This window comes from Acinetobacter sp. AKBS16, from assembly GCF_002899995.1.
Taxonomy (GTDB): Bacteria; Pseudomonadota; Gammaproteobacteria; order Pseudomonadales; family Moraxellaceae; genus Acinetobacter; species Acinetobacter baumannii.
Genome location: NZ_POYH01000089.1, coordinates 40,042 through 61,272 on the forward strand (window position 1 = coordinate 40,042; position 21,231 = coordinate 61,272).

Here is a 21,231-nt window from a genome sequence, read left to right on the forward strand (position 1 = left end):
GAGCATATCAATGAATCTTCCGACAACCATGAAAATTGTTGAAATTACGGTTCCTGGCGGACCTGAGGTTTTAAAACTTCAAGATTCAAATGTTCCGGTACCTCAAGCTGATGAGGTTTTAATTGAGGTTAAAGCCGCTGGAATTAACCGCCCTGACGTCTTACAGCGTATGGGGTTATATCCAATGCCTAAAGGGGTTACTCAAATCCCTGGACTTGAAGTCGCCGGAATAGTGGTTGCTGTGGGTGAGCAAGTGCAACAGTTTAAAGTCGGGGAAAAGGTTTGTGCTTTAACCAATGGTGGCGGGTATGCAGAATACTGTGCGGTAACTGCAACTCAAGTATTGCCAATACCTGAGAATTTATCATTTACTCAAGCTGCTGCGATTCCAGAAACATTCTTTACGGTTTGGGCAAATCTTTTTGATATTGGCCGTTTAAAGAAAGATGAAACTGCCCTGATTCATGGCGGTGCAAGTGGGATTGGAACCACTGCTTTAGCGATTTGCCATGCTTTAGGGATTAAAACTTTTGCTACGGTTGGTAGTGAAGATAAAGTTGAAGCACTCTCTGACTTAACCACAGCAATTAATTATAAAACCCAAGATTTTGAGCAGGAAATTTTGAACCATACTCAAGAACAAGGTGTTGATGTTATTTTGGACATTGTGGGTGGCTCTTATTTTCAGAAAAACTTAAATCTATTAAAACGTGATGGCCGACTTGTCATTATTGGCTTTATGGGAGGTCGAATTGCAAAAGAATTTGATTTACAAAAACTGATTTTAAAACGCGCAACGATTACAGGCTCAACGATGCGAGCGCGTAATAGCCAAGAAAAAGCACAGATTGCTCAATCTTTACATGAACATGTGTGGCCGTTATTGGAGCAAGGCAAGTGTTTACCACAAATCTATAAAACCTATGCTTTTTCAGATGTACAAAGTGCTCATGCATGTATGGAGCAGGGCGACCATATTGGAAAGATCGTTTTAGAGATGAATGCTTAATCTGATCTGTGACAGTTTAGGTAAATGACATGTTTGCCTAAACTGAAATTTTATAATTATTAATTGTGCCTATTTCTATATAAAAATTGCCAAATTCTATTGGCTTGTTGCACCTGTTTCTTGATCTGAATATACATTTACTAAGAAATAATAACTGTCTTAAAGCTGTTATTTCGCTCTTCAATTCTAAAGGATGGTAACCATGAATACCCCAGCATCAAATGATAAAAATCCAACTCCAGATTTAGCTGAAGATAATGCGTTCTTCCCATCACCATATTCACTGAGTCAATATACTTCTCCTAAAACAGATTACGATGGCACAACCTATCCAACGCCGTATGCGGGCAATAAAAAGGTTTTAATGATTGCAACTGATGAACGCTATATCCAGATGCAAAACGGTAAGTTCTTTTCTACCGGAAACCATCCAGTAGAAATGCTTTTGCCAATGTTCCATTTAGATAATGCCGGATTTGAAATTGATGTTGCGACACTTTCAGGTAATCCAGCCAAACTTGAAATGTGGGCAATGCCAAAGCAAGAACAAGTGGTATTAGATACTTTCCAGAAATATGCAGATAAATTAAAAAATCCGTTAAAACTTGCCGATATTTTAGAAAATGTAGTCGGTGAAAACTCTCCATATGCGGCTGTATTTATTCCGGGTGGGCATGGGGTATTAGCTAAGATTCCGCATAGCCTTGAAGTGAAGAAAGTTCTTAAATGGGCAGTTGAACAAGACAAATTTATTATTACGTTATGTCATGGTCCAGCTTCGTTACTGGCTGCCGCAGTAGATGAACAGCCTGAGAATTATATTTTTAAAGATTATCAAATTTGTGTATTCCCTGATTCGTTAGATAAGGGAGCGAATATTGATATTGGTTACATGCCTGGAGCTTTACCGTGGTTAGTCGGTGAAAACCTTGAAAAGCTCGGCGTGAAGATTTTGAACACTGGCATTACTGGTCAATGTCATCGAGACCGTAAATTGTTAACGGGCGATAGTCCGCTTGCTTCTAATAATTTAGGCAAACTTGCAGCTGAAACATTGCTGGCTGAAGTGAAGGATTAATTCACTAAAAGTGTGCGCCCTGCGGGACTCGAACCCACGTCGGTCGCTTAGGAGGCAACTGCTCTATCCAGTTAAGCTAAGGGCGCATAATTTTCTGATTATAAACAAAAAAGCCATTGCCGAGGCAATGACTTTTTATAGTTTTAAGTACAAGCTGTTAGATTACTGTTCTTTGGCATTGAGTACTTTAAACAAAATAAACATGAGAACGATCCAAATAGGAATCATCATCACTGATTCTTTAAAGCCCTGACTCCACATAATGTAGAGTACTACAGCAATAAAACCTAAAACCAGATAGTTACTAAACGGTGCCCAAAGTGCAGGAAAGTGAGTTTTTTGACCGAGTTTTTTCATTGCTGATTTAAACTTAAGGTGAGTCATACTGATCATCGCCCAGTTCAATACCAGTGCTCCAACAACAATGTACATTAAGTGGCTTAAAGCATCTTCCGGTACAAAGTAATTTAAAAGAACACAGCCAAAAATGAGTAATGCCGATAGCAAAACTGCTGGTACAGGTACACCTTGTTTATTTACTTTCTTGAAAATTTTTGGTGCATTGCCTTGTTGAGCTAAACCGTAAAGCATACGGCTATTTGCAAACATCCCACTGTTATAAACAGAGAGAGCAGCGGTTAAAATAATAAAGTTCAGTAAATGTGCAGCCCAACCAATACCCATTTGACTAAAAATCATAACAAATGGACTTTTATCGAGCCCGCCAAGATCTAATTGGTTCCACGGCACTAATGAAAGTAAGATCGCTAGTGAACCGATATAGAAAATCAAGATACGGAAAACAACTTGGTTAATTGCTTTTGGAATGGTTTTTTTCGGATCTTTTGCTTCTGCCGCGGCCATACCAATCAGTTCAATACCACCAAAGGCGAACATCAAGAAAGCCAACATATAGAAGAGGCCACTAAAGCCATTTGGAAAAAATCCACCATGAGACCAAAGGTTACTAAACGAAATGCTTGAACCTACATCTGCTGTAAATAGCAAATAAAGGCCAAAAACAATCATAGAGATAACCGCAGCAACTTTAATAATAGCGAGCCAGAATTCGGACTCACCATAAAATTTGACGTTTGTTAGGTTAATTGCCGTAATCACGACAAAGAAAAATAAGACAGACGTCCATGCTGGAATATGAGGCCACCAGTAATTAATATATTTGGCTACCGCGGTGAGTTCACTCATCGCAACCAGAACATAGAGCATCCAATAATTCCATCCAGCTAAAAATCCGGGAAATTTCCCCCAGTATTTATACGCAAAATGGCTGAACGATCCTGCAACAGGTTCTTCAACAATCATTTCTCCCAGGTGGCGCATAATTAAAAAAGCAATTAAGCCACCAATGGCATATCCTAAAATAATGGATGGTCCCGCAGATTGAATCACTTGCGCCGAGCCTAAAAATAATCCGGTACCAATTGCTCCACCCATAGCAATTAATTGGATATGTCGATTTTTTAGTCCTCGTTGAAGTGTAGAAGATTCGTTGGTCAAAGGTCTTCACTCACAATGAATAAGTAAATTATTCTAATAGATGGATTTATTTTAGCCTAGACTACAATTGAACAAGGGATGACTGTAAAGTAACCATAAAAAATATTTAAAATCATAAACTTGCTTTTAATCGTGTTAAATTGGTTGAAAAATCTTCCAAAAATATATTTTTTGATAGACTTTTTTTCTTATGATTTTGCTTTATTCGGTCATTGCAGGCATGAATTGAAATTTCCAAAATAAACCCGCGTCAATACGATTGATGTATAAAAGTAGAGTGCTATCTCTTGATCATAAAACGATTTAAGATGAAGCGAATGACTAAACAAGTCTGCTTGTTTTGAGATATAAAAACACAATAGTAAGGATAACAGTTGATATGAGCTTCGTACCGCAAATTAAAATTCCAGCAACTTACATGCGTGGTGGAACCAGTAAAGGTGTATTCTTTAAACTTGATGATTTGCCGGAAAAAGCTCAAGTTGCAGGTCAAGCAAGAGATCAACTCTTGCTACGTGTCATTGGTAGCCCAGACCCTTATGGAAAACAAATTGATGGAATGGGTGGAGCGACTTCGAGTACCAGTAAAACCGTTATTCTCGCCAAAAGTACACGGCCAGATCATGATGTCGACTATTTGTTTGGGCAGGTTTCAATAGATCAAGCTTTTGTAGACTGGAGTGGTAACTGCGGTAATTTGACAGCAGCGGTTGGTTCATTTGCAATTTCAAATGGTTTGGTTGATGCCGATCGTATTCCTGAAAATGGCCTCTGTACTGTTCGAATCTGGCAAAAAAATATTCAAAAAACTATTATTGCGCATGTACCTATCACCAATGGCCAAGTTCAAGAAACCGGAGACTTTGAACTAGATGGGGTAACTTTCCCTGCCGCTGAAGTTCAAATTGAGTTTTTAGACCCTGCCGATGATGGTGAAGAGGGCGGTGATATGTTCCCGACAGGGAATGTTGTTGACCAATTAGATGTTCCAGAAATTGGTAGTTTTCAAGCGACATTTATTAATGCTGGTATTCCAACCATTTTCTTAAATGCAGAAGATTTAGGCTACGAAGGTACTGAATTACAAGATCATATTAATGGTGATGCAGCAGCATTAGCACGTTTTGAAAAAATTCGTGCCTATGGTGCAGTTCAGATGGGCTTAATTAAAGATATTTCAGAAGCAGCCGCACGTCAGCACACACCAAAAATTGCTTTTGTCTCTAAACCAAAAAATTACGCAGCTTCAAGCGGTAAAAACGTTTCAGAGAACGATGTCGACTTACTTGTTCGAGCTTTGTCGATGGGCAAACTTCACCATGCCATGATGGGAACAGCAGCGGTAGCAATTGGTACAGCGGCTGCGATTCCAGGCACTTTAGTCAATTTAGCGGCTGGCGGCGGAGAGCGTGAAGCAGTACGTTTTGGACATCCATCTGGAACATTACGTGTTGGTGCCCAAGCTGAACTTACAAATGGCCAATGGGTAGTGAAAAAAGCCATTATGAGCCGTAGTGCGCGTGTGTTAATGGAAGGTTGGGTACGCATTCCGGGTGACAGTTTCTAAAAGTCATTTAAATGAAAAGCCTCTCTACCCTAGAGAGGCTTTTTTACTTCTGACATCCATAACTCATCACGCACTTTTTACAGTGAATCGTGTATGATGTAGCACATGAATGTTTCATCACATTCAATAAAATTTCTCTACTGATTTTATCGAGGCGACTGTGTCATCACTCTCTCAAGTTAATGCGGATGTTTTAAAACAAGCTCAACAACGTATTCAACAAGATTTATTGACGACACTGGCTGCATTCTCAATTCCCGAACCTTTAAAAAGCGCTGTACACCATGCAGTTATGCTCGGTGGAAAACGTGTGCGCCCGGCTTTGTGTTACGCTACAGCTTCTTTACAAGATAATCCAAATTTTGCGGCTGCTCGCCGTGCTGCGGTTGCTGTTGAACTCATCCATTGTTATTCCTTAGCACATGATGACCTGCCTTGTATGGACAATGATTTGCTTCGCCGTGGTCAGCCAACGTGTCATGTTGCATTTGGTGAAGATACCGCGTTACTTGCGGGTGACATTTTACAATCGATGGCATTTGAAGTTTTAGGGAGCCGTTTGTTTGATGAACAAGGGCAGGGAACCGATGCTGCAATTGTCTTAAAGCAAATTCAAATTTTAGCTACAGCTAGTTCTAAAATGGTTTGTGGACAGGTTTTAGACTTACAAGCCGAAGCTAAGCAAATTTCTCAAGACGAACTAGAGAATATTCACCGTAATAAAACGGGTGCGCTTATTCAGGCTGCTATTATGATGGGGGCAGTGACAATTTTCCCGGGAACTGATCAGGCAATTCCAAAACTACGTCAATACGGACAAGCGATTGGACTGGCTTTTCAGGTCCAAGATGATATTTTGGATATTACGTCGAGCACTGAAACTTTAGGCAAAACCGCTGGTAAAGACGAACAAGTACAAAAATCGACTTATCCTGCTTTAATGGGACTAGAGCAAGCACAGATTTATGCCAAAGAATTGCATGATCAAGCTTTCGAAGCTTTAGCGCATTTCGGTGAAAATGCAAAAGAATTAGTTGAGATTTCACAATTCCTGTTAGCTCGTACTAATTAATAAAAACATAAATCAATCTTCCTACTTCTATTCAGACTTAATGAATACAGGAGAAAAGAATGAATGGTGAACAGCTTCATCAACTCGCAATAGAGGCGGCGCGTAATCTCCCTTTTAGTGAGCAAACTCATCCATTTGGTCCAGAGTATGAAGTTTTTAAAATTTTAGAAAAAATGTTTATGCTGACAGTGGAAGTGTCTGGCGTAAAAATGATTAATGTCAAATGTGACCCTTATAAAAGTCAGGAATATCAGGAACTCTATCCATTTATTATTCCCGGCTATCACATGAATAAAAAACACTGGATTTCGATTAAACCGCATAAAAATTTAACAAGCGATTTTCTCCGAGATTTGATTCGCGACTCTTATGACTTGGTCGTAAAAAAGCTTCCTTTGAAAGATCAGAAAAGATTAAATAACCAATAATATAAAAGAAAAAACGGCGACATGATTGTCGCCGTTTTGATTTCAATGGCTTATTTGAAGCAATTAAATTAATTATGCTTTCCCATAATGCCACGAATTGTATTTAAAACATCGGCAGGTAACACAACAGTTTTGGCATTGCTTGATTTCGCCATATCTTGCATTGCTTTGACGTACTGTTCACCTAACAGGTAAGCAACAGGAATTTCTTTATCACCTACGGCACTTGTTACCATTTCAATCGCTTTTTGAGAAGCTTCTGCTAAAACAACCTGCGCTTCGGCATCACGGCGAGATGCTTCTAAACGACCATCTGCTTCTAAAATTGCAGCTTGTTTCTCACCATCAGCTTTGGTAACTGTAGCACGACGTTGACGTTCAGCAGCGGCTTGAGCTTCCATGGCAGCTTGCATGGTGGAAGATGGCTGAATATCTTGAATTTCTACTGTTTTTAAAGTGATACCCCAATCTGAAATATCATCAGAAATCGCAGCTTTCAGTTTAGCTTTAATGTGATCTCGTGAAGACAGGGCATCATCTAGATCCATTTCACCGACAATTGAACGTAGTGAAGTCTGTACAAGGTTTTGAATGGCCCATGTATAGTTTTCAATACCGTACACCGCTTTTTCAGGTGTAGTCAGATTGATATACGCCACGGCATTCATGAGTAATACAGCATTGTCACGGGTAATGACTTCTTGTGATGGAATATCAAGCACAATATCTTTAGTAGTGACTTTATAGGCCACGTCATCGATATAAGGAATAACGAAGTTAAGCCCCGGATTAAGCGTAGAATGATATTTTCCTAAACGCTGAACAATCCATTTATAACCTTGAGGAACAATACGTACCCCTTTAAAAATGGTAACAGCAACAAAAGCCAAAAAGGCTAAAACAATAATAGTACCAACTGGCATGAAAATAACCTCTCTTTATCTTTAATGTTTATGAAGTGCTGTGGGGCTGAACAATTAAGTCATTACCCGAAATATCAATGACTCGAACCCGATCACCGACCTTAACAGGGGTGGTGCTTCGGCAGTTCCATTCATCGGCCCCTAAAATAGGCATAGGGAAACGAACAATAATTTGGTCATGAGCAAGTTCGGTCTGAATCACCATACCAATTTGCCCAATAGTCGCTTCTCGAGGTAAACCTGCTTTAGTTTTATCAATAGATAAAGGCTTAATAAATTTAAACCAGAGAAGGGTACATAGCACCGATAACACAATCCACAGCACTATTTGAGTAGTAAGGCTGATATCTGGAAATAACCAATAGAAAAAGCAAACCATTATGGCTGCAATACCAAACCAGAGAGCGGCAAAGGCAGGGAGAATCAGCTCAGAAAGAATAAGTAAGATACCCAATACAAACCAGTGCCAAGGTTCTACAACAAACTCCATAGATCTGCTCTTTTATATGTCTTTATGATGGGTAAAAGTGATTTCATATCACTTTTACCACTGTAGCAGATGATGAAGAGTGTGGATAGAAAAAAACCACCTCAATTAAAATTTAGGGCGTGGTGCAGGCTTAAATGCGGCTGGAGATTTTTTGAAATTTGCAATTGCAGTTTCAATTTGGCGAATTTGACCTTGAGCAGCTTTTTCGCCTTCTAAAATAGCTTCATTACTTGATTTTAAATCGAGTGTACCTAAGTGCCCAACTTTAGGCTGAATCACCACGTTAGCTTGCTTTAACTCTTCATTAATACTTTGTTGACCCATAATATTAATGGTTTGATCAAGCAATCCCCACATATTCGCAGGTCGGTTTCCTGCCGGACGTGCAGAAATATCAACTGCAATCACAATATCAGCACCCATATCACGTGCTGTTTTGACCGGAATTGGGCTAACCAATCCGCCATCTACATATTTCTGCTTACCAATGGTTGCAGGTACAAACACATTTGGAATACTGCATGATGCGCGAACAGCTTGTCCTGCATTACCTTTAATAAAGTCTGCTTTTTGGCCATTATCAAGACGAGTTGCTACCGCTGCAAAACGGATTGGGAATTTCTCAATAGGCTTGTTACCCACGTTACGGTTAACATAGTCCTGTAGCTTTTGCCCAAGAATAATACCTTGGCGATTCAGGGTTAAATCGCGAATATCAGACTCTTGCAATTTAAGCGCAAGATTTTGGAGTTGATAAGGCGTTTGTCCACTGGCATAGATACTGCCTACAAAGCTACCGGCACTTGTACCCGTAACAATTTTCGGTTTAATACCATGTGATTCTAAAACCTTGATAACACCAATATGTGAAAATCCTTTTGCTCCACCGCCACCCAATGCAAGTGCGATCACTGGTTCGCGCGCTTTAACTGAAGTGGTCGGTGTTGGTGTTTTGCTGAACTTATCACAGCCAAATAGGGCTAAAGAGATAAATCCGATACTGGCAAATTGAGCAATTTTCATCTTCGAAAAACAATCTATGGCAAGATAAATTAAGATGGCCCATCAGACCAGATTCGTTCAATTTTTGCTAGGTTTTTTTCACAAGATTTTGTAAAGGCTCTGCAAGCCAATTACGATTTTTCGGTGATATTTTTCCTTCATAACGTTCAAAAATCTTGGCGAGATCTTCATCATAATTTCCGCTTGGAGTTAAATAGCCTAAGCAGTGAATAGTCTTACGGTCATAATCAAAAGAAAACATCACAATAGGAATATTGGCTTTTGCAGCAATATGGTAAAAACCACTCTTCATTTTTTTTGCTTTCTTACGTGTGCCTTCTGGCGCCATTCCAATCCAAATCTTGTCATACTGTTGAATAGTCGCAACGACTTGTTCAGTCAGACCATTGGCCGAGTCACGTTTTACAGGAATAACGCCCGCCCAATCTAAAACCCGTTTAAAAGGTGGCTTAAATAAACTGTCTTTACCTAGCACCGTAATTTGAATACCGAGTCCAAAAATGGCAAGAAAACCATACCAGCCATCAATATTGGAGGTGTGGGGAGAAATAATGGCTACAGCTTTAGGAAAGTTGGGAACTTCACCTTCTATAGTCCAGCCTTGTGCCAAAAAGAGTTTTTTAAATAATGCTCGACTTAAAGCATTACCACGTTGGGGAACCTGAGACGGTAGATTAGGGAAATGTTGTTCCATATTTTTAAGTTTTAAATCATCCTTTGTTTTATCTTAATCTTTTGAAATCTGCGCTTCATTGGCAAAATGTAAGACCACGCATGGTATTTCATGTTATTACCGCACAAATAAATAAAAGTAGGTATATATGTTCCGACAGCAAAATCTTTATCTTTTGCTCTTTTCCTTATATTGGGCACAAGGTTTGCCTGTAGGTTTTATGACGCATGCCTTACCTGTCATATTAAGAGCTCAAGGTGTATCTCTTGCCCATATTGGTGGTTTTGGGCTGCTCATGTTGCCTTGGTCAATCAAAATATTTTGGGCGCCGTGGGTAGATCGACATGCTATCTCGCATTTAGGTCACTATCGTAGCTGGATTTTACCTGCTCAGTTTTTGACGGTGGGTGTACTTTGTATTTTATCTTTTTTCCCTATACAAGTTTTAGATCAGCCTCTTTATCTCTTTATATTTTTTATTACGCTGTTATTTATGAACTTAACAGGCGCAACTCAAGATATCGCGACCGATGCTTTAGCGGTCAATTTATTGCAACACGATCAGCAACATTGGGGAAATACTTTTCAAGTTGTAGGTTCACGACTTGGTTTTATTGTGGGCGGGGGAGCCGTGTTATGGTGCCTAGACTGGTTATCATGGCAGCCGACTTTTCTATTATTAGCCGCTTTAGTCTTTATTAATACCTTACCTATTTTACTATTTAAAGAGCCATCTCATACTTCTCATTCACCTCATCAATATAGCCAACCAAGTCTAGTTACAAAGATTAAAGCTTACTTGGGGTACTTCTCTCAAAATAAGGAACTTCGTTCTTGGTTAATCGTCCTTATAACTTTTAAGGTTGCAGATGGTTTAGCCGGGCCATTACTTAAACCTTTAATGGTGGATATGGGTTTAAGTTTTACTCAGATTGGTATTTACATCACCATGCTTGGGGCTGTTGCTGCTTTATTGGGGGCACTTAGTGCTGGCTGGATGTTAAAACATATTTCTAGGTCTACAGCATTAATGGCTTTTTCAATATTAAAAATTATGAGTTTAGGGGGCTATGTGTATTTGGCTTATGCTTATGAACAAAAGGTAAAGATAAATGTATGGCTTATCTATGCCGTAAATGCCCTGGAAGATGCCTTTGCTGCCATGCTACTGGTCGTGATGTTAACTTTGGTTATGCATTACAGTCGAAAAAACTATGCAGGTACCGATTTTACTTTTCAGGTTTCAGTCATGGCGACAGTCAGTGGTGGTCTTTATAGCTTTAGTGGAGTCATTGCAGATGCGTTTGGTTATTTCCATTATTTGATAGCTATTGTCAGTATTGCGGTACTCTTTTTAATTCCTATTTACTTATGGAAAGCTGCCAAAACTGTATAAAAAATAATATTAAGTAGATGAAATAAAGAGACTTAAATATAACTAAGCTGCACTAAAAAATCATACTTATATTTTTAGCCAATCTTTTAAAAATGTATATTTTTGGCTATTTAAATGGCTTATTAATTGTGCCATTTTGTTTGGAAAGCAAAAGGAAGCTGCAAGGAGAGAAGTGGATGCAAATAACAAGAAAAATCATGTGAATCAAATAAGACTGGCAAAAAAATATTCATTTAGATTGGATATTAGCCTAAAGTCTAAAAAAGAATAATGAAATAATGATTTAATCATTCTATAAGATAAGAGAGTTGTGTAGGATTCGTTACAACATGAAGTTAAGGTAAAGGTTCTGTAAACCAAAAAGTAAATGCTGATTCTTTTGGACCGGAATTTTTAATCTTACCCAGCGTTAAAATTGGTTTTGATTGCGGTAATAAAATTAATGCAATCAAATTTGGAGGATGGTTGATTCTTTAGTGCTTAATGGTCACACGAGTCAACTTGGCATGGACAGGCAGCATAAAATATATTTTTAGGAGTCTTTGATGGATCTATTCCTTAATCGTAAATCGTTTGTTGTTAAAAGTTTAGCTATTACAGTAACAGCTTTAATGATGAGTGGGGCAAATGCGGCAACTTCTGATAAAGAGGAAATTCGAAAGCTTCGTCAAGAAGTTGAAGCATTAAAAGCATTAGTTCAAGAACAACGTCAAGTACAGCAACAACAGCAACAAGTACAGCAGCAACAGCAAGTACAGTTAGCTGAAGTAAAAGCGCAACCTCAACCTGTGGCAGCACCTGCTTCTCCATTAGCAGGATTTAAATCTAAAGCTGGCGCTGATGTGAACCTTTATGGTTTTGTTCGTGGCGATGCTAACTATATTATTGAAGGTGCAGATAACGACTTTGGTGATGTAAGTAAGTCAGACGGTAAAACACATGATAAATTACGTGCGACTGCTAAAACAACACGCCTCGGTTTAGATTTTAATACACCTGTTGGAGACGACAAAGTTGGTGGTAAAATCGAAGTCGATTTTGCTGGTTCAACCACAGATTCAAATGGCTCATTGCGTATTCGCCATGCTTATTTAACCTATAACAACTGGTTGTTTGGTCAAACGACTTCAAACTTCTTATCTAACCATGCACCAGAAATGATCGACTTCTCGACAAACATTGGTGGTGGTACTAAACGTGTACCTCAAGTACGCTATAACTACAAACTAGGCCCAACTACACAATTATTTGTTTCTGCTGAAAAAGGTGATAGTACTACTTCGGTAACAGGTGATAGTATTAAGTATAGCCTACCAGCATTAACTGCTAAAATCACTCAAGGCTATGCAGAAGGCAGAGGTTCTGCTTCAGCTCGTGTTCTTGTAGAAAATTATAAATCACAACTTGCTGATGATGATAAAACTGGTTGGGGCGTTGCAGTTGGTACTGACTTTAAAGTGTCTGATCCTTTAAAACTCTTTGCTGACGCATCATATGTTGTGGGTGATAATAGTTACTTGTATGGTAGTAACTCTCCATACGCAGTAGATGGGAATTCTATTGAGCAAAATGAATTTGTAGCAGTACAAGTGGGTGGAACTTATAAGATTTTACCTAACTTACGTTCTACTTTAGCGTATGGTGCTCAGTTCTCTGATGATGGCACTGATTATGCGAGATTAAATGCCTCTGCAAATGAAAAAGTTCAACAAGCATGGATCAACTTTATCTATACGCCAGTTAAACCAATTGATTTAGGCGTTGAGTATGTAAACGGTAAGCGTGATACCTTTGCTGGTAAGTCTTACAAAGATAACCGTGTTGGTTTAATGGCTAAATATAGTTTCTAATAACGATTTTTAGCTAAAAATAGAAAAGACGAGGTTAAACTTAACCTCGTCTTTTTTTATTTGTTAAATTTAAAAAATAATAATGAAATAAGGCCTCTAAATTAGATCATTTTTTATTTAAGTCATTTTTAAGTTTCAATTTCTACATTAAAGCATCATAAAAAGATTGTAGTCACTCACGATGCTGAATTTTTTTTCAATATTAAGAAATAAACAGATTTCTCTGTTTATGTTTAATCTCATTATAGCCATTTGGCTAGGTGCAATTTTAAATATTGGTTTTTATCATCAAGTCCATACTTTAACTCCATATTTTGGAGTAAAGGCTATTTTGTTTTTAGCTGCTACTCTCGTAATTCTTGTTGCTACCTATTATGCGGTTTTACAAATCTTAAATTGGAAATGGACTGCCAAAATCTTTGCAATTTTATTGATATTTATTGGTGGCTTTAGCTCTTATTTTGTAAACACATTGGGTGTCATTATTTCACCCGACCAAATTCAAAATATGGTGCAGACCGATGTTTCGGAAGTTACCGATCTAATCTCTTTACGCTTTGTTTTATGGACAATTTTTTTTGTTATTTTACCCATTTTTTTAATTACTCAAGTTAAATTTAAACAAGAAAAAGTATCACGGTTGTTATTGAAGAAAGTATTTTCACTGGTAGCTTCATTTGCAGTGGTCGGTGTTTTACTTTTTACCTACTATGTCGATTTCGCTGCAATATTTCGTGAACATCGTGATTTAAAAGGGATGATTTCACCGCAAAATAGTATTTCATCGCTTATGTCTTACTATCATAAGAAGGCTCCGAAGAAAAATCTGCCTCTTGTGATATATGGACAAGATGCTCATCAAGTTCAGCGCGTCCAAAAGAACCTCCCTAAGTTAATGATACTTGTTGTGGGTGAAACGGCACGTGCCGAAAGTTTCTCTCTAAATGGGTATGCAAAAAATACGAATCCGGAGCTTTCTAAACAAGATATTTTCAACTTTTCGCAAGTGAGCTCATGCGGTACGGCAACAGCAGTTTCTGTGCCATGTATGTTCTCGGGTATGCCACGTGTAGATTATGATGAGCAATTAGCCAGTCACCGCGAAGGTTTACTAGATATTGCAAAACGTGCGGGTTACCAAGTGACTTGGATTGATAATAACTCGGGTTGTAAAGGTGCATGTGATCGTGTTGAACAATACCAGATTCCAGAAAACTTAAAGAAAAAATGGTGTAAAGATGGCGAATGTTATGATGACATTCTCATTGACAGCTTAAAGCAGTATTTGGCTACTATTGCCAAAGATGATGATCGCCCACGTTTGATTGTTTTGCATCAGGTGGGTAGTCATGGACCTGCATATTACAAGCGTGCGCCTGAGGCATATCAACCCTTTAAACCGACTTGTGATACGAATGCGATACAGGGCTGTTCGCAAACCGAATTGCTAAATAGTTATGATAATACAATCGTATATACAGACCATGTATTAAGCCAAATGATTAATACTCTAAAAGAAATATCAAAATATCAGACAGGTTTATGGTATTTATCTGATCATGGCGAATCAACCGGAGAACATGGTTTATATTTACATGGTTCACCTTATGCAATCGCACCGAGCCAACAAACACATGTACCAATGATTATGTGGTTCTCTGAAAGTTGGAAACAACATAATCTTGCTCAAGTGAATTGTTTAAGCCAACAAACTAAACAAAAGTTAAGTCAGGATAATTTATTCCCAAGTTTGTTAAGTTTGCTGGATGTAAAAACTCAGGTCATCAACCCTCAACTGGACATGTTGCACTCTTGTGCCCATGTAAACTAAAGCGAGCCTAGAACATGACAAAAATCTTGATGATTGAAGATGATTTTATGATTGCAGAATCAACGATCACGTTGCTGCAATATCATCAATTTGAGGTGGAATGGGTCAATAACGGTTTAGATGGTTTGGCTCAATTGGCGAAGACTAAATTTGATCTTATTCTTTTGGATTTAGGATTGCCTATGATGGATGGTATGCAAGTTTTAAAGCAGATCCGTCAAAGAGCAGCAACACCAGTATTAATTATTTCTGCTCGAGATCAATTACAAAACCGTGTCGATGGTTTAAATTTGGGTGCAGATGATTATTTAATTAAACCTTATGAGTTTGATGAGTTGCTTGCCCGTATTCATGCCTTACTACGCCGTAGTGGAGTAGAAGCTCAACTTGCGAGTCAAGATCAATTATTAGAAAGTGGTGATCTGGTTTTAAATGTTGAACAGCATATTGCGACGTTTAAAGGCCAACGCATTGATTTATCAAATCGTGAATGGGCAATCTTAATTCCACTTATGACTCACCCAAATAAAATCTTTTCTAAAGCCAACTTAGAAGATAAGTTATATGATTTTGATAGTGATGTGACCAGTAATACTATTGAAGTATATGTTCACCATTTAAGAGCGAAGCTGGGTAAAGATTTTATCCGAACCATCCGAGGACTGGGCTACCGTTTGGGGCAATCATAATTTAAAATTTCGGGACTTCATAAAAGTGCATTATTCATTAAAAAAACGACTGATTTGGGGCACCTCAATTTTCAGTGTCATCTTAGGTTGTATTTTAATTTTTAGTGCTTATAAGGTTGCACTTCAAGAAGTCGATGAAATTCTAGATACTCAAATGAAGTATTTAGCGGAAAGAACAGCTGAGCACCCTTTAAAAACTGTAAGCAGTAAGTTTGATTTTCATAAAACTTACCACGAAGAAGATCTGTTTATCGATATTTGGGCTTATAAGGATCAGGCCCATTTGTCTCATCATTTACATTTGCTGGTTCCACCTGTTGAGCAAGCGGGATTTTATTCTCATAAAACCGCTCAAGGTATAGTCAGAACTTATGTTTTACCTTTGAAGGATTACCAGATTCAGGTCAGTCAGCAAGAGAGGGTTCGTGAAGCTTTCGCTTGGGAGCTTGCGGGCAGTATGTTTATTCCGTATTTAATTATTTTACCTTTTGCAATATTTGCTTTAGCAGCCATTATTCGTCGTGGTTTAAAACCAATAGATGATTTTAAAAATGAGTTAAAAGAACGCGATTCCGAAGAACTCACCCCAATTGAAGTACATGATTATCCTCAAGAGCTTTTACCTACTATTGACGAAATGAACCGTCTTTTTGAGCGCATTTCTAAAGCGCAAAATGAACAGAAGCAATTTATTGCCGATGCTGCTCATGAATTACGAACACCTGTGACTGCATTGAACTTACAAACCAAGATTTTGCTAAGTCAGTTCCCCGAGCATGAATCATTGCAAAACTTAAGCAAAGGTTTGGCACGTATTCAGCATTTGGTGACTCAGCTTTTAGCATTGGCAAAGCAAGATGTAACTTTAAGTATGGTCGAGCCTACTGGATATTTTCAACTCAATGATGTGGCATTAAATTGTGTGGAGCAGTTGGTCAACTTGGCTATGCAAAAAGAAATCGATTTAGGTTTTGTTAGAAATGAACCCATCGAAATGCATAGTATTGAACCTACTGTACATTCGATTATTTTTAATTTAATTGATAATGCAATTAAGTACACCCCACATCAGGGTGTTATTAATATTTCAGTTTATACCGATCCAGATCACTACGCATGTATTCAAATTGAAGATAGCGGTGCAGGAATAGACCCTGAAAATTACGATAAAGTCCTTAAGCGTTTTTATCGCGTGCATCACCATCTTGAGGTGGGAAGTGGCCTAGGTTTATCTATTGTAGATCGTGCAACTCAAAGGCTTGGTGGGACTTTAACTCTCGATAAGAGCTTAGAGCTTGGCGGTCTTTCTGTATTAGTGAAATTACCTAAAGTCTTACATTTACATGAAACAAGAGCGTGATTACGTAAGCTCTTGTTTCACTTGTTTTTCGAACTCAAAACGATGAATACAAATCGCATAAAATAAAATATTTATTGCCCAAACGACCCAGCCTGTCCATAAGTTATGGCTTAGGAAATGTGCTCCTCGCATCATTTGCGCCCAACCCATCATGAAACCTAATAAAATACCGGATAATAAATAAAAGTAAGCACGTTTAGGTTGTTCAAGACGATAAACAAAATAACCTGTCATTAAAATAAAACCTGCACTTGCATGACCGCCTGGAAAACAATGGCCATGTTTAGCGCTAAAGTCCCAAATATAGCTTCCTAAAGTATTAGGATGAACCATATTCCAAGGGCAGGCGTGAGCAGATTGTGACTTTATTAGGCCAACTATACTGCTACCGAGCATACTGACAAAAAACATATAGCCATATTGCCAGCGATAAGGTTTTAATTTTTTTAATTTAAATGACGCAAGCCATAAACCAAAAAAGATAACATAAACGGCGGTGATGATTTGTTTTACAATTTCATGATTAAGCCTTTCAAGATACCAATTGTCCCGATTGAAAAAATGACCTGTTGAATCAATCCAAGGCTGGATGAGGTACATATCAATTTTCCCACCGACTGGAAATACAAATAGAAGAATAAAAAAACTGAAAAAAAGAAAGAGAATATTAATTTGAAAAAAAAGTTTTTGATTAGTCATTCTGATGCAATATCAATCGACAATAGGTGTGACTAATTACATAAAATTAACCTTAAATTGCTCTTAAACTATACTGGTGAAAGAAGTTCAATTTTCCATAAAAAATAAAAAAGCGACGAATAGTATCGTCGCCTTAAGCACTTTAGAAAGTATTAAAACATACCTTCTTCAGAGTTTGCTGAGATCTTATGAATAGATAAGTCTGCACCACGGAACTCATCTTCTTGAGATAGGCGAATGCCTATGGTCGCTTTAAGGATGCCATAAACAATGAAACCGCCAGCCAGTGCAATAGCAATCGCGAGTGCTGTACCGATGAGCTGAGAGATGAATGATACGCCGCCTAAACCACCTAGCCATTTTTGACCAAAAATACCTACGGCAATACCACCAAATGCACCGCATACACCATGTAGCGGCCAGACACCAAGAACGTCATCAACTTTGAGTTTGTTTTGTGTATAGGTGAATAGATACACGAACATGGCACCCGCTGAACCACCAATTACAAGTGCACTGACTGGATGAACAATGTCAGAACCTGCGCAAATAGCGACTAAACCCGCAAGTGGACCGTTGTGTAAGAAACCAGGGTCATTTTTTCCAATCGCATTTGCTGTAATCGTTCCGCCGACCATTGCCATAAGTGAATTAATCGCAACGAGACCGGAGATTGCATCAACACGCTGAGCACTCATCACGTTAAAGCCAAACCAGCCGACAATTAAAATCCATGAACCAAGCGCCAAAAATGGAATAGAAGAAGGTGGGTGAGCACTTACACGACCATCTTTCTTATAACGGCCAGAACGTGCGCCCAACAAAATGACAGCAGCAAGTGCTATCCAACCGCCCATAGCATGTACTACGACTGAACCGGCAAAATCATGAAAAGCTGCGCCAAAAGTTGTTTCTAACCACTTTTGCAGACCGTAGTTGCCATTCCAGACCATTCCCTCGAAGAACGGATAAACCAGTGCAACCAATGCGAGTGTGGCAATCGCTTGTGAACGCATTTTTGCGCGTTCTGCAATACCGCCAGAAATAATGGCAGGAATGGCCGCAGCAAAAGTGAGTAAAAAGAAGCAACGCATAAGGTTATAACCATGATCATTGGATAAAACCGTACCATCATGAAAGAAGTGCTGACCATACGAAATGTAGTAGCCAACAAAGAAATATGCGATTGCGGAGAGGGCAAAGTCAGTCAGAATTTTACTAAGCGCGTTCACCTGATTTTTGTGGCGAACTGTACCAAGTTCCAAGAATGCAAAACCTGCGTGCATGGCAAGAACCAAAACTGCACCAAGTAATAAGAAAAACAGATCTACATTTTGCATAGCATGCTCGAAAAAAGTGCTAAATTCCATTTTGGAACAAATCTGGGTCTGTAAATTGCACCAAAATAGATTTAAGGAATCTAAAAACCTAAGTTTGTCGAAACAAACTCAATTGCATAAAAGTGAATATGCAATAAGCGCACCAATTTGGATTGAAATAGAGGATTTTGGCGATAAATGGTGCGTTGATTTATTCAAGATAGGGCAATAAGGGCGCTTTTTACGTTACAAGTCATCTAATATGTTGATAAATTGATCTGAAAGAGATCATTATTAAATTTTTAAAAATTATCTATATTTAATTAATGATCAGACCAAACCTCTTGAGCAACTTCAATAAATGCTTTTACGGCTGGACTGATGTGTTTCTTATTTTTTACTGCAAGACCAATAGAACGTTTAAGGTTTGGTTTAAATGGGCGTTTAACTACGTTTGGATAAAGCGAGAGTAGCTCTTTGGTGATCACCATATCAGAGACAATCGAAATCCCTAACTGGTTGTGGACCATACTGACAATACTTAGAATTTGTGAAACATAAAATTTGATATCTGGTTTGACATTAAAATTTTTTAAAATTAATTCGACCTGATGTCGACTACCCGCCATTGTCATAATGAAAGAACAATTTTCTAGCTGTGCTGGATCAATATAGAGTTGTTGGGCGAGCGGGTAACCACTCGGAATTAGGGCCACAAAACGATCTTCAATTAAGGGAAATGTATCAAAACGCTCATCTGGCATAATCAAAAAACCAACTTCGATGCGTCGCTCTAATAACCACTGAGCAACTTCTTTATCTTCACCTTCATCGATATAAATTTCGATTTTAGGGTAGCGTTGCCGAAAGGTTTCTAAAATTTCAGGCAATAGATAAATAGAGGATGAAGCTCCAAAAGAACCAATACGTAATGTGCCTTCATTTAAACCATGAATGGCAGCTACTTCTTTTTCTAAGGTATCGGAAATACTCAACAGCTCTTTTACATGGGTTAATAACTGCTGACCTGTCGTCGTCAGCTCAATATCGCTTTGAGTTCTTGAAATCAGGTTAATGCCCCATTGTTGTTCTAATGATTTAAGCGCATGGGAAACTGCCGACTGTGAAATTCCCAGCTTTTCTGCGGTAGCTGTAAAGCTTTTTAGTTCAGCAATGAGTGCGAAAATTTCAAGCTGGGTAAATGTCATGTTGTACTTATTATGAGTAAAAACTCATTTTATCATGAGTTTTCATTATCTTTAATATATGAGTAAGCCAAGTTAGTTCCCAAACTAGCAAGCCTCAACAAAACTCGAGTAAAGAAATGAATAGTATTGTTTTATCTCTTTTTCCTTTAGTTGCATTAATTGCATCGGGATACTTATTTAAAAAATATCGTTTTTTTAGCGATGAGTTTTGGGCTGGGGCAGAGAAGCTGAATTATTATATTTTATTTCCAGCTTTGCTTTTTAGTACGCTATCGACCGCAAAAATTGATTTACAAAGCTTGAGTACAGCCATTATTGCGATGTTAATTGTGGTTTTAGCAGTGACCGCTTTTTTATACATACTTCGAATGTTTTGGCACATACCACCCGCACGTTTTGGTGTGCATGTACAAAGTATGGTTCGCTTTAATACCTATATTGGTTTGGCTTTAGTCACTTCGCTTTTTAAAAGTGAAGGAATGGCAATTCTGGCAATTTTATTGGCGCTTTGCATTCCGCTTGTGAATGTTATTTCGGTGCTTGCTCTAACCTCTAAAGAACACATGGCAATTAAACCTGTTTTGATTGCTCTTCTTAAAAATCCTTTAATTGCATCGTGTGTAGTCGGGGCAGCAGTCAATGCACTTCATATCCCAATTTGGGAAGGTTTTGCTCAGTTTATTAAGCTTTTTTCAGTGTCGAGTTTGCCACTAGGGTTGTTATGTGTTGGCGCAGCTTTGCAGTTTATGCAAATTAAAAAAGACATTGTGGTGTTGGTAGCAGACACATTTGCTCGACTTTTAGCAGTGCCTGCTTTGGCTTACACGGTCTGCATATGGTTTGGTTTACCAAGTTTACAAACACAAATTTTAGTTATTTTCTTTGCGCTACCGACTGCTTCTGCTTCATATATTTTAACTAAGGTTTTGGGTGGTGATAGTCAGCTTATGGCAGCCGTGATTAGCTTTCAAACTTTATGCGCCGCCGTGACTTTGCCATTAGTGATTTGGTGGATTTCTTAAGATATAAACTTTAGTTAAGTCGTGTTTTATTTTCTAAAAATGAATAGGCTGATTCTGACTTAAAGAATGCTGGCTA

General features: G+C 38.3%; 19 protein-coding genes and 1 tRNA gene. 11 read left to right on the plus strand and 9 right to left on the minus strand.

Features of this window, described 5'->3' with window-relative positions; translation table 11 throughout:
• The first annotated feature begins 10 nt into the window (after nucleotides 1-10).
• Both C1642_RS15890 and hchA read left to right on the plus strand, forming a co-directional pair.
• Entirely contained in the window at nucleotides 11-1,009 is a 999-nt protein-coding gene (locus tag C1642_RS15890; protein WP_103236574.1) for an NAD(P)H-quinone oxidoreductase, read from the plus strand.
• A gap of 202 nt (nucleotides 1,010-1,211) precedes the next feature.
• Nucleotides 1,212-2,087: a glyoxalase III HchA gene (gene hchA / locus C1642_RS15895; protein ID WP_001095768.1), complete on the plus strand. Its 876-nt coding sequence runs from the start codon at nucleotides 1,212-1,214 to the stop codon at nucleotides 2,085-2,087.
• Between the two features lie 13 nt (nucleotides 2,088-2,100).
• Here the strand turns inward: hchA and C1642_RS15900 are convergent.
• Nucleotides 2,101-2,173 (minus strand) — tRNA-Arg (locus C1642_RS15900).
• A 76-nt stretch (nucleotides 2,174-2,249) separates the two neighbouring features.
• On the minus strand, nucleotides 2,250-3,605 hold the full coding sequence (locus C1642_RS15905; protein ID WP_002016863.1) for an amino acid permease: 1,356 nt from the start codon (nucleotides 3,603-3,605) through the stop codon (nucleotides 2,250-2,252).
• A gap of 379 nt (nucleotides 3,606-3,984) precedes the next feature.
• Between C1642_RS15905 and prpF the strand changes: the two genes are divergently transcribed.
• The 3 genes from prpF to C1642_RS15920 all read left to right on the plus strand — a co-directional run bounded on the left by prpF (nucleotide 3,985) and on the right by C1642_RS15920 (nucleotide 6,672).
• Nucleotides 3,985-5,172 (plus strand): 2-methylaconitate cis-trans isomerase PrpF, encoded by a 1,188-nt coding sequence (gene prpF / locus C1642_RS15910; RefSeq protein ID WP_103236575.1) that lies wholly within the window; start codon nucleotides 3,985-3,987, stop codon nucleotides 5,170-5,172.
• Between the two features lie 160 nt (nucleotides 5,173-5,332).
• Nucleotides 5,333-6,244 (plus strand): polyprenyl synthetase family protein, encoded by a 912-nt coding sequence (locus C1642_RS15915; RefSeq protein WP_000097109.1) that lies wholly within the window; start codon nucleotides 5,333-5,335, stop codon nucleotides 6,242-6,244.
• 59 nt (nucleotides 6,245-6,303) lie between these two features.
• On the plus strand, nucleotides 6,304-6,672 hold the full coding sequence (locus C1642_RS15920) for an MmcQ/YjbR family DNA-binding protein (protein ID WP_001012948.1): 369 nt from the start codon (nucleotides 6,304-6,306) through the stop codon (nucleotides 6,670-6,672).
• A 68-nt stretch (nucleotides 6,673-6,740) separates the two neighbouring features.
• Here C1642_RS15920 and C1642_RS15925 read toward each other — a convergent pair whose 3' ends face one another.
• From C1642_RS15925 to C1642_RS15940, 4 genes are all read right to left on the minus strand, one after another.
• A complete protein-coding gene (locus tag C1642_RS15925) occupies nucleotides 6,741-7,595 on the minus strand; it encodes an SPFH domain-containing protein (protein ID WP_001143941.1) in 855 nt (284 codons plus the stop codon).
• 28 nt (nucleotides 7,596-7,623) lie between these two features.
• The gene (locus C1642_RS15930) at nucleotides 7,624-8,085 is read right to left on the minus strand and encodes an NfeD family protein (protein WP_103236576.1); all 462 of its coding nucleotides are present in this window, start codon (nucleotides 8,083-8,085) and stop codon (nucleotides 7,624-7,626) included.
• Nucleotides 8,086-8,190: 105 nt separating this feature from the next.
• Nucleotides 8,191-9,108, minus strand: a complete 918-nt coding sequence (locus C1642_RS15935; protein WP_000684973.1) for a patatin-like phospholipase family protein — start codon at nucleotides 9,106-9,108, stop codon at nucleotides 8,191-8,193.
• A gap of 67 nt (nucleotides 9,109-9,175) precedes the next feature.
• Nucleotides 9,176-9,802, minus strand: a complete 627-nt coding sequence (locus C1642_RS15940) for a lysophospholipid acyltransferase family protein (protein WP_000434847.1) — start codon at nucleotides 9,800-9,802, stop codon at nucleotides 9,176-9,178.
• Between the two features lie 127 nt (nucleotides 9,803-9,929).
• Here C1642_RS15940 and C1642_RS15945 point away from each other — a divergent pair, with 127 nt between their 5' ends.
• The 5 genes from C1642_RS15945 to C1642_RS15965 all read left to right on the plus strand — a co-directional run bounded on the left by C1642_RS15945 (nucleotide 9,930) and on the right by C1642_RS15965 (nucleotide 16,907).
• A complete protein-coding gene (locus C1642_RS15945) occupies nucleotides 9,930-11,177 on the plus strand; it encodes an MFS transporter (protein ID WP_103236577.1) in 1,248 nt (415 codons plus the stop codon).
• Nucleotides 11,178-11,722: 545 nt separating this feature from the next.
• Nucleotides 11,723-13,027, plus strand: coding sequence for a DcaP family trimeric outer membrane transporter (locus tag C1642_RS15950; RefSeq protein ID WP_000362908.1), 1,305 nt, complete (start codon nucleotides 11,723-11,725; stop codon nucleotides 13,025-13,027).
• A gap of 181 nt (nucleotides 13,028-13,208) precedes the next feature.
• On the plus strand, nucleotides 13,209-14,858 hold the full coding sequence (locus C1642_RS15955; protein ID WP_103236578.1) for a phosphoethanolamine transferase: 1,650 nt from the start codon (nucleotides 13,209-13,211) through the stop codon (nucleotides 14,856-14,858).
• A 14-nt stretch (nucleotides 14,859-14,872) separates the two neighbouring features.
• Nucleotides 14,873-15,547: a response regulator transcription factor gene (locus tag C1642_RS15960; RefSeq protein WP_000161505.1), complete on the plus strand. Its 675-nt coding sequence runs from the start codon at nucleotides 14,873-14,875 to the stop codon at nucleotides 15,545-15,547.
• Nucleotides 15,548-15,572: 25 nt separating this feature from the next.
• Complete coding sequence (locus tag C1642_RS15965) at nucleotides 15,573-16,907, plus strand: two-component system sensor histidine kinase PmrB (protein ID WP_000559381.1); 1,335 nt, start codon at nucleotides 15,573-15,575, stop codon at nucleotides 16,905-16,907.
• Here the strand turns inward: C1642_RS15965 and C1642_RS15970 are convergent, their stop codons facing one another.
• The 3 genes from C1642_RS15970 to C1642_RS15985 all read right to left on the minus strand — a co-directional run bounded on the left by C1642_RS15970 (nucleotide 16,908) and on the right by C1642_RS15985 (nucleotide 20,133).
• Nucleotides 16,908-17,606, minus strand: a complete 699-nt coding sequence (locus C1642_RS15970; RefSeq protein WP_103236579.1) for a phosphatase PAP2 family protein — start codon at nucleotides 17,604-17,606, stop codon at nucleotides 16,908-16,910. It lies immediately after the preceding gene.
• Between the two features lie 152 nt (nucleotides 17,607-17,758).
• Nucleotides 17,759-18,946 carry an ammonium transporter gene (locus tag C1642_RS15975; protein ID WP_103236590.1) on the minus strand — a complete coding sequence of 396 codons (1,188 nt, stop codon included), beginning with the start codon at nucleotides 18,944-18,946 and terminating at the stop codon, nucleotides 17,759-17,761.
• 302 nt (nucleotides 18,947-19,248) lie between these two features.
• Entirely contained in the window at nucleotides 19,249-20,133 is an 885-nt protein-coding gene (locus C1642_RS15985; RefSeq protein WP_103236580.1) for a LysR family transcriptional regulator, read from the minus strand.
• A gap of 116 nt (nucleotides 20,134-20,249) precedes the next feature.
• Between C1642_RS15985 and C1642_RS15990 the strand changes: the two genes are divergently transcribed.
• Complete coding sequence (locus tag C1642_RS15990) at nucleotides 20,250-21,155, plus strand: AEC family transporter (RefSeq protein ID WP_103236581.1); 906 nt, start codon at nucleotides 20,250-20,252, stop codon at nucleotides 21,153-21,155.
• The last annotated feature ends 76 nt before the right edge of the window (nucleotides 21,156-21,231 follow it).

What these genes read in the sequence shown, in the direction of transcription:
- C1642_RS15890 (WP_103236574.1), top strand. Translation starts at nt 11, where the DNA reads ATGAATCTTCCGACAACCATGAAAATTGTTGAAATTACGGTTCCTGGC.
- hchA (WP_001095768.1), top strand. Translation starts at nt 1,212, where the DNA reads ATGAATACCCCAGCATCAAATGATAAAAATCCAACTCCAGATTTAGCT.
- prpF (WP_103236575.1), top strand. Translation starts at nt 3,985, where the DNA reads ATGAGCTTCGTACCGCAAATTAAAATTCCAGCAACTTACATGCGTGGT.
- C1642_RS15920 (WP_001012948.1), top strand. Translation starts at nt 6,304, where the DNA reads ATGAATGGTGAACAGCTTCATCAACTCGCAATAGAGGCGGCGCGTAAT.
- C1642_RS15925 (WP_001143941.1), bottom strand. Translation starts at nt 7,595, where the DNA reads ATGCCAGTTGGTACTATTATTGTTTTAGCCTTTTTGGCTTTTGTTGCT.
- C1642_RS15930 (WP_103236576.1), bottom strand. Translation starts at nt 8,085, where the DNA reads ATGGAGTTTGTTGTAGAACCTTGGCACTGGTTTGTATTGGGTATCTTA.
- C1642_RS15935 (WP_000684973.1), bottom strand. Translation starts at nt 9,108, where the DNA reads ATGAAAATTGCTCAATTTGCCAGTATCGGATTTATCTCTTTAGCCCTA.
- C1642_RS15940 (WP_000434847.1), bottom strand. Translation starts at nt 9,802, where the DNA reads ATGGAACAACATTTCCCTAATCTACCGTCTCAGGTTCCCCAACGTGGT.
- C1642_RS15945 (WP_103236577.1), top strand. Translation starts at nt 9,930, where the DNA reads ATGTTCCGACAGCAAAATCTTTATCTTTTGCTCTTTTCCTTATATTGG.
- C1642_RS15950 (WP_000362908.1), top strand. Translation starts at nt 11,723, where the DNA reads ATGGATCTATTCCTTAATCGTAAATCGTTTGTTGTTAAAAGTTTAGCT.
- C1642_RS15955 (WP_103236578.1), top strand. Translation starts at nt 13,209, where the DNA reads ATGCTGAATTTTTTTTCAATATTAAGAAATAAACAGATTTCTCTGTTT.
- C1642_RS15960 (WP_000161505.1), top strand. Translation starts at nt 14,873, where the DNA reads ATGACAAAAATCTTGATGATTGAAGATGATTTTATGATTGCAGAATCA.
- C1642_RS15970 (WP_103236579.1), bottom strand. Translation starts at nt 17,606, where the DNA reads ATGACTAATCAAAAACTTTTTTTTCAAATTAATATTCTCTTTCTTTTT.
- C1642_RS15975 (WP_103236590.1), bottom strand. Translation starts at nt 18,946, where the DNA reads ATGCAAAATGTAGATCTGTTTTTCTTATTACTTGGTGCAGTTTTGGTT.
- C1642_RS15985 (WP_103236580.1), bottom strand. Translation starts at nt 20,133, where the DNA reads ATGACATTTACCCAGCTTGAAATTTTCGCACTCATTGCTGAACTAAAA.
- C1642_RS15990 (WP_103236581.1), top strand. Translation starts at nt 20,250, where the DNA reads ATGAATAGTATTGTTTTATCTCTTTTTCCTTTAGTTGCATTAATTGCA.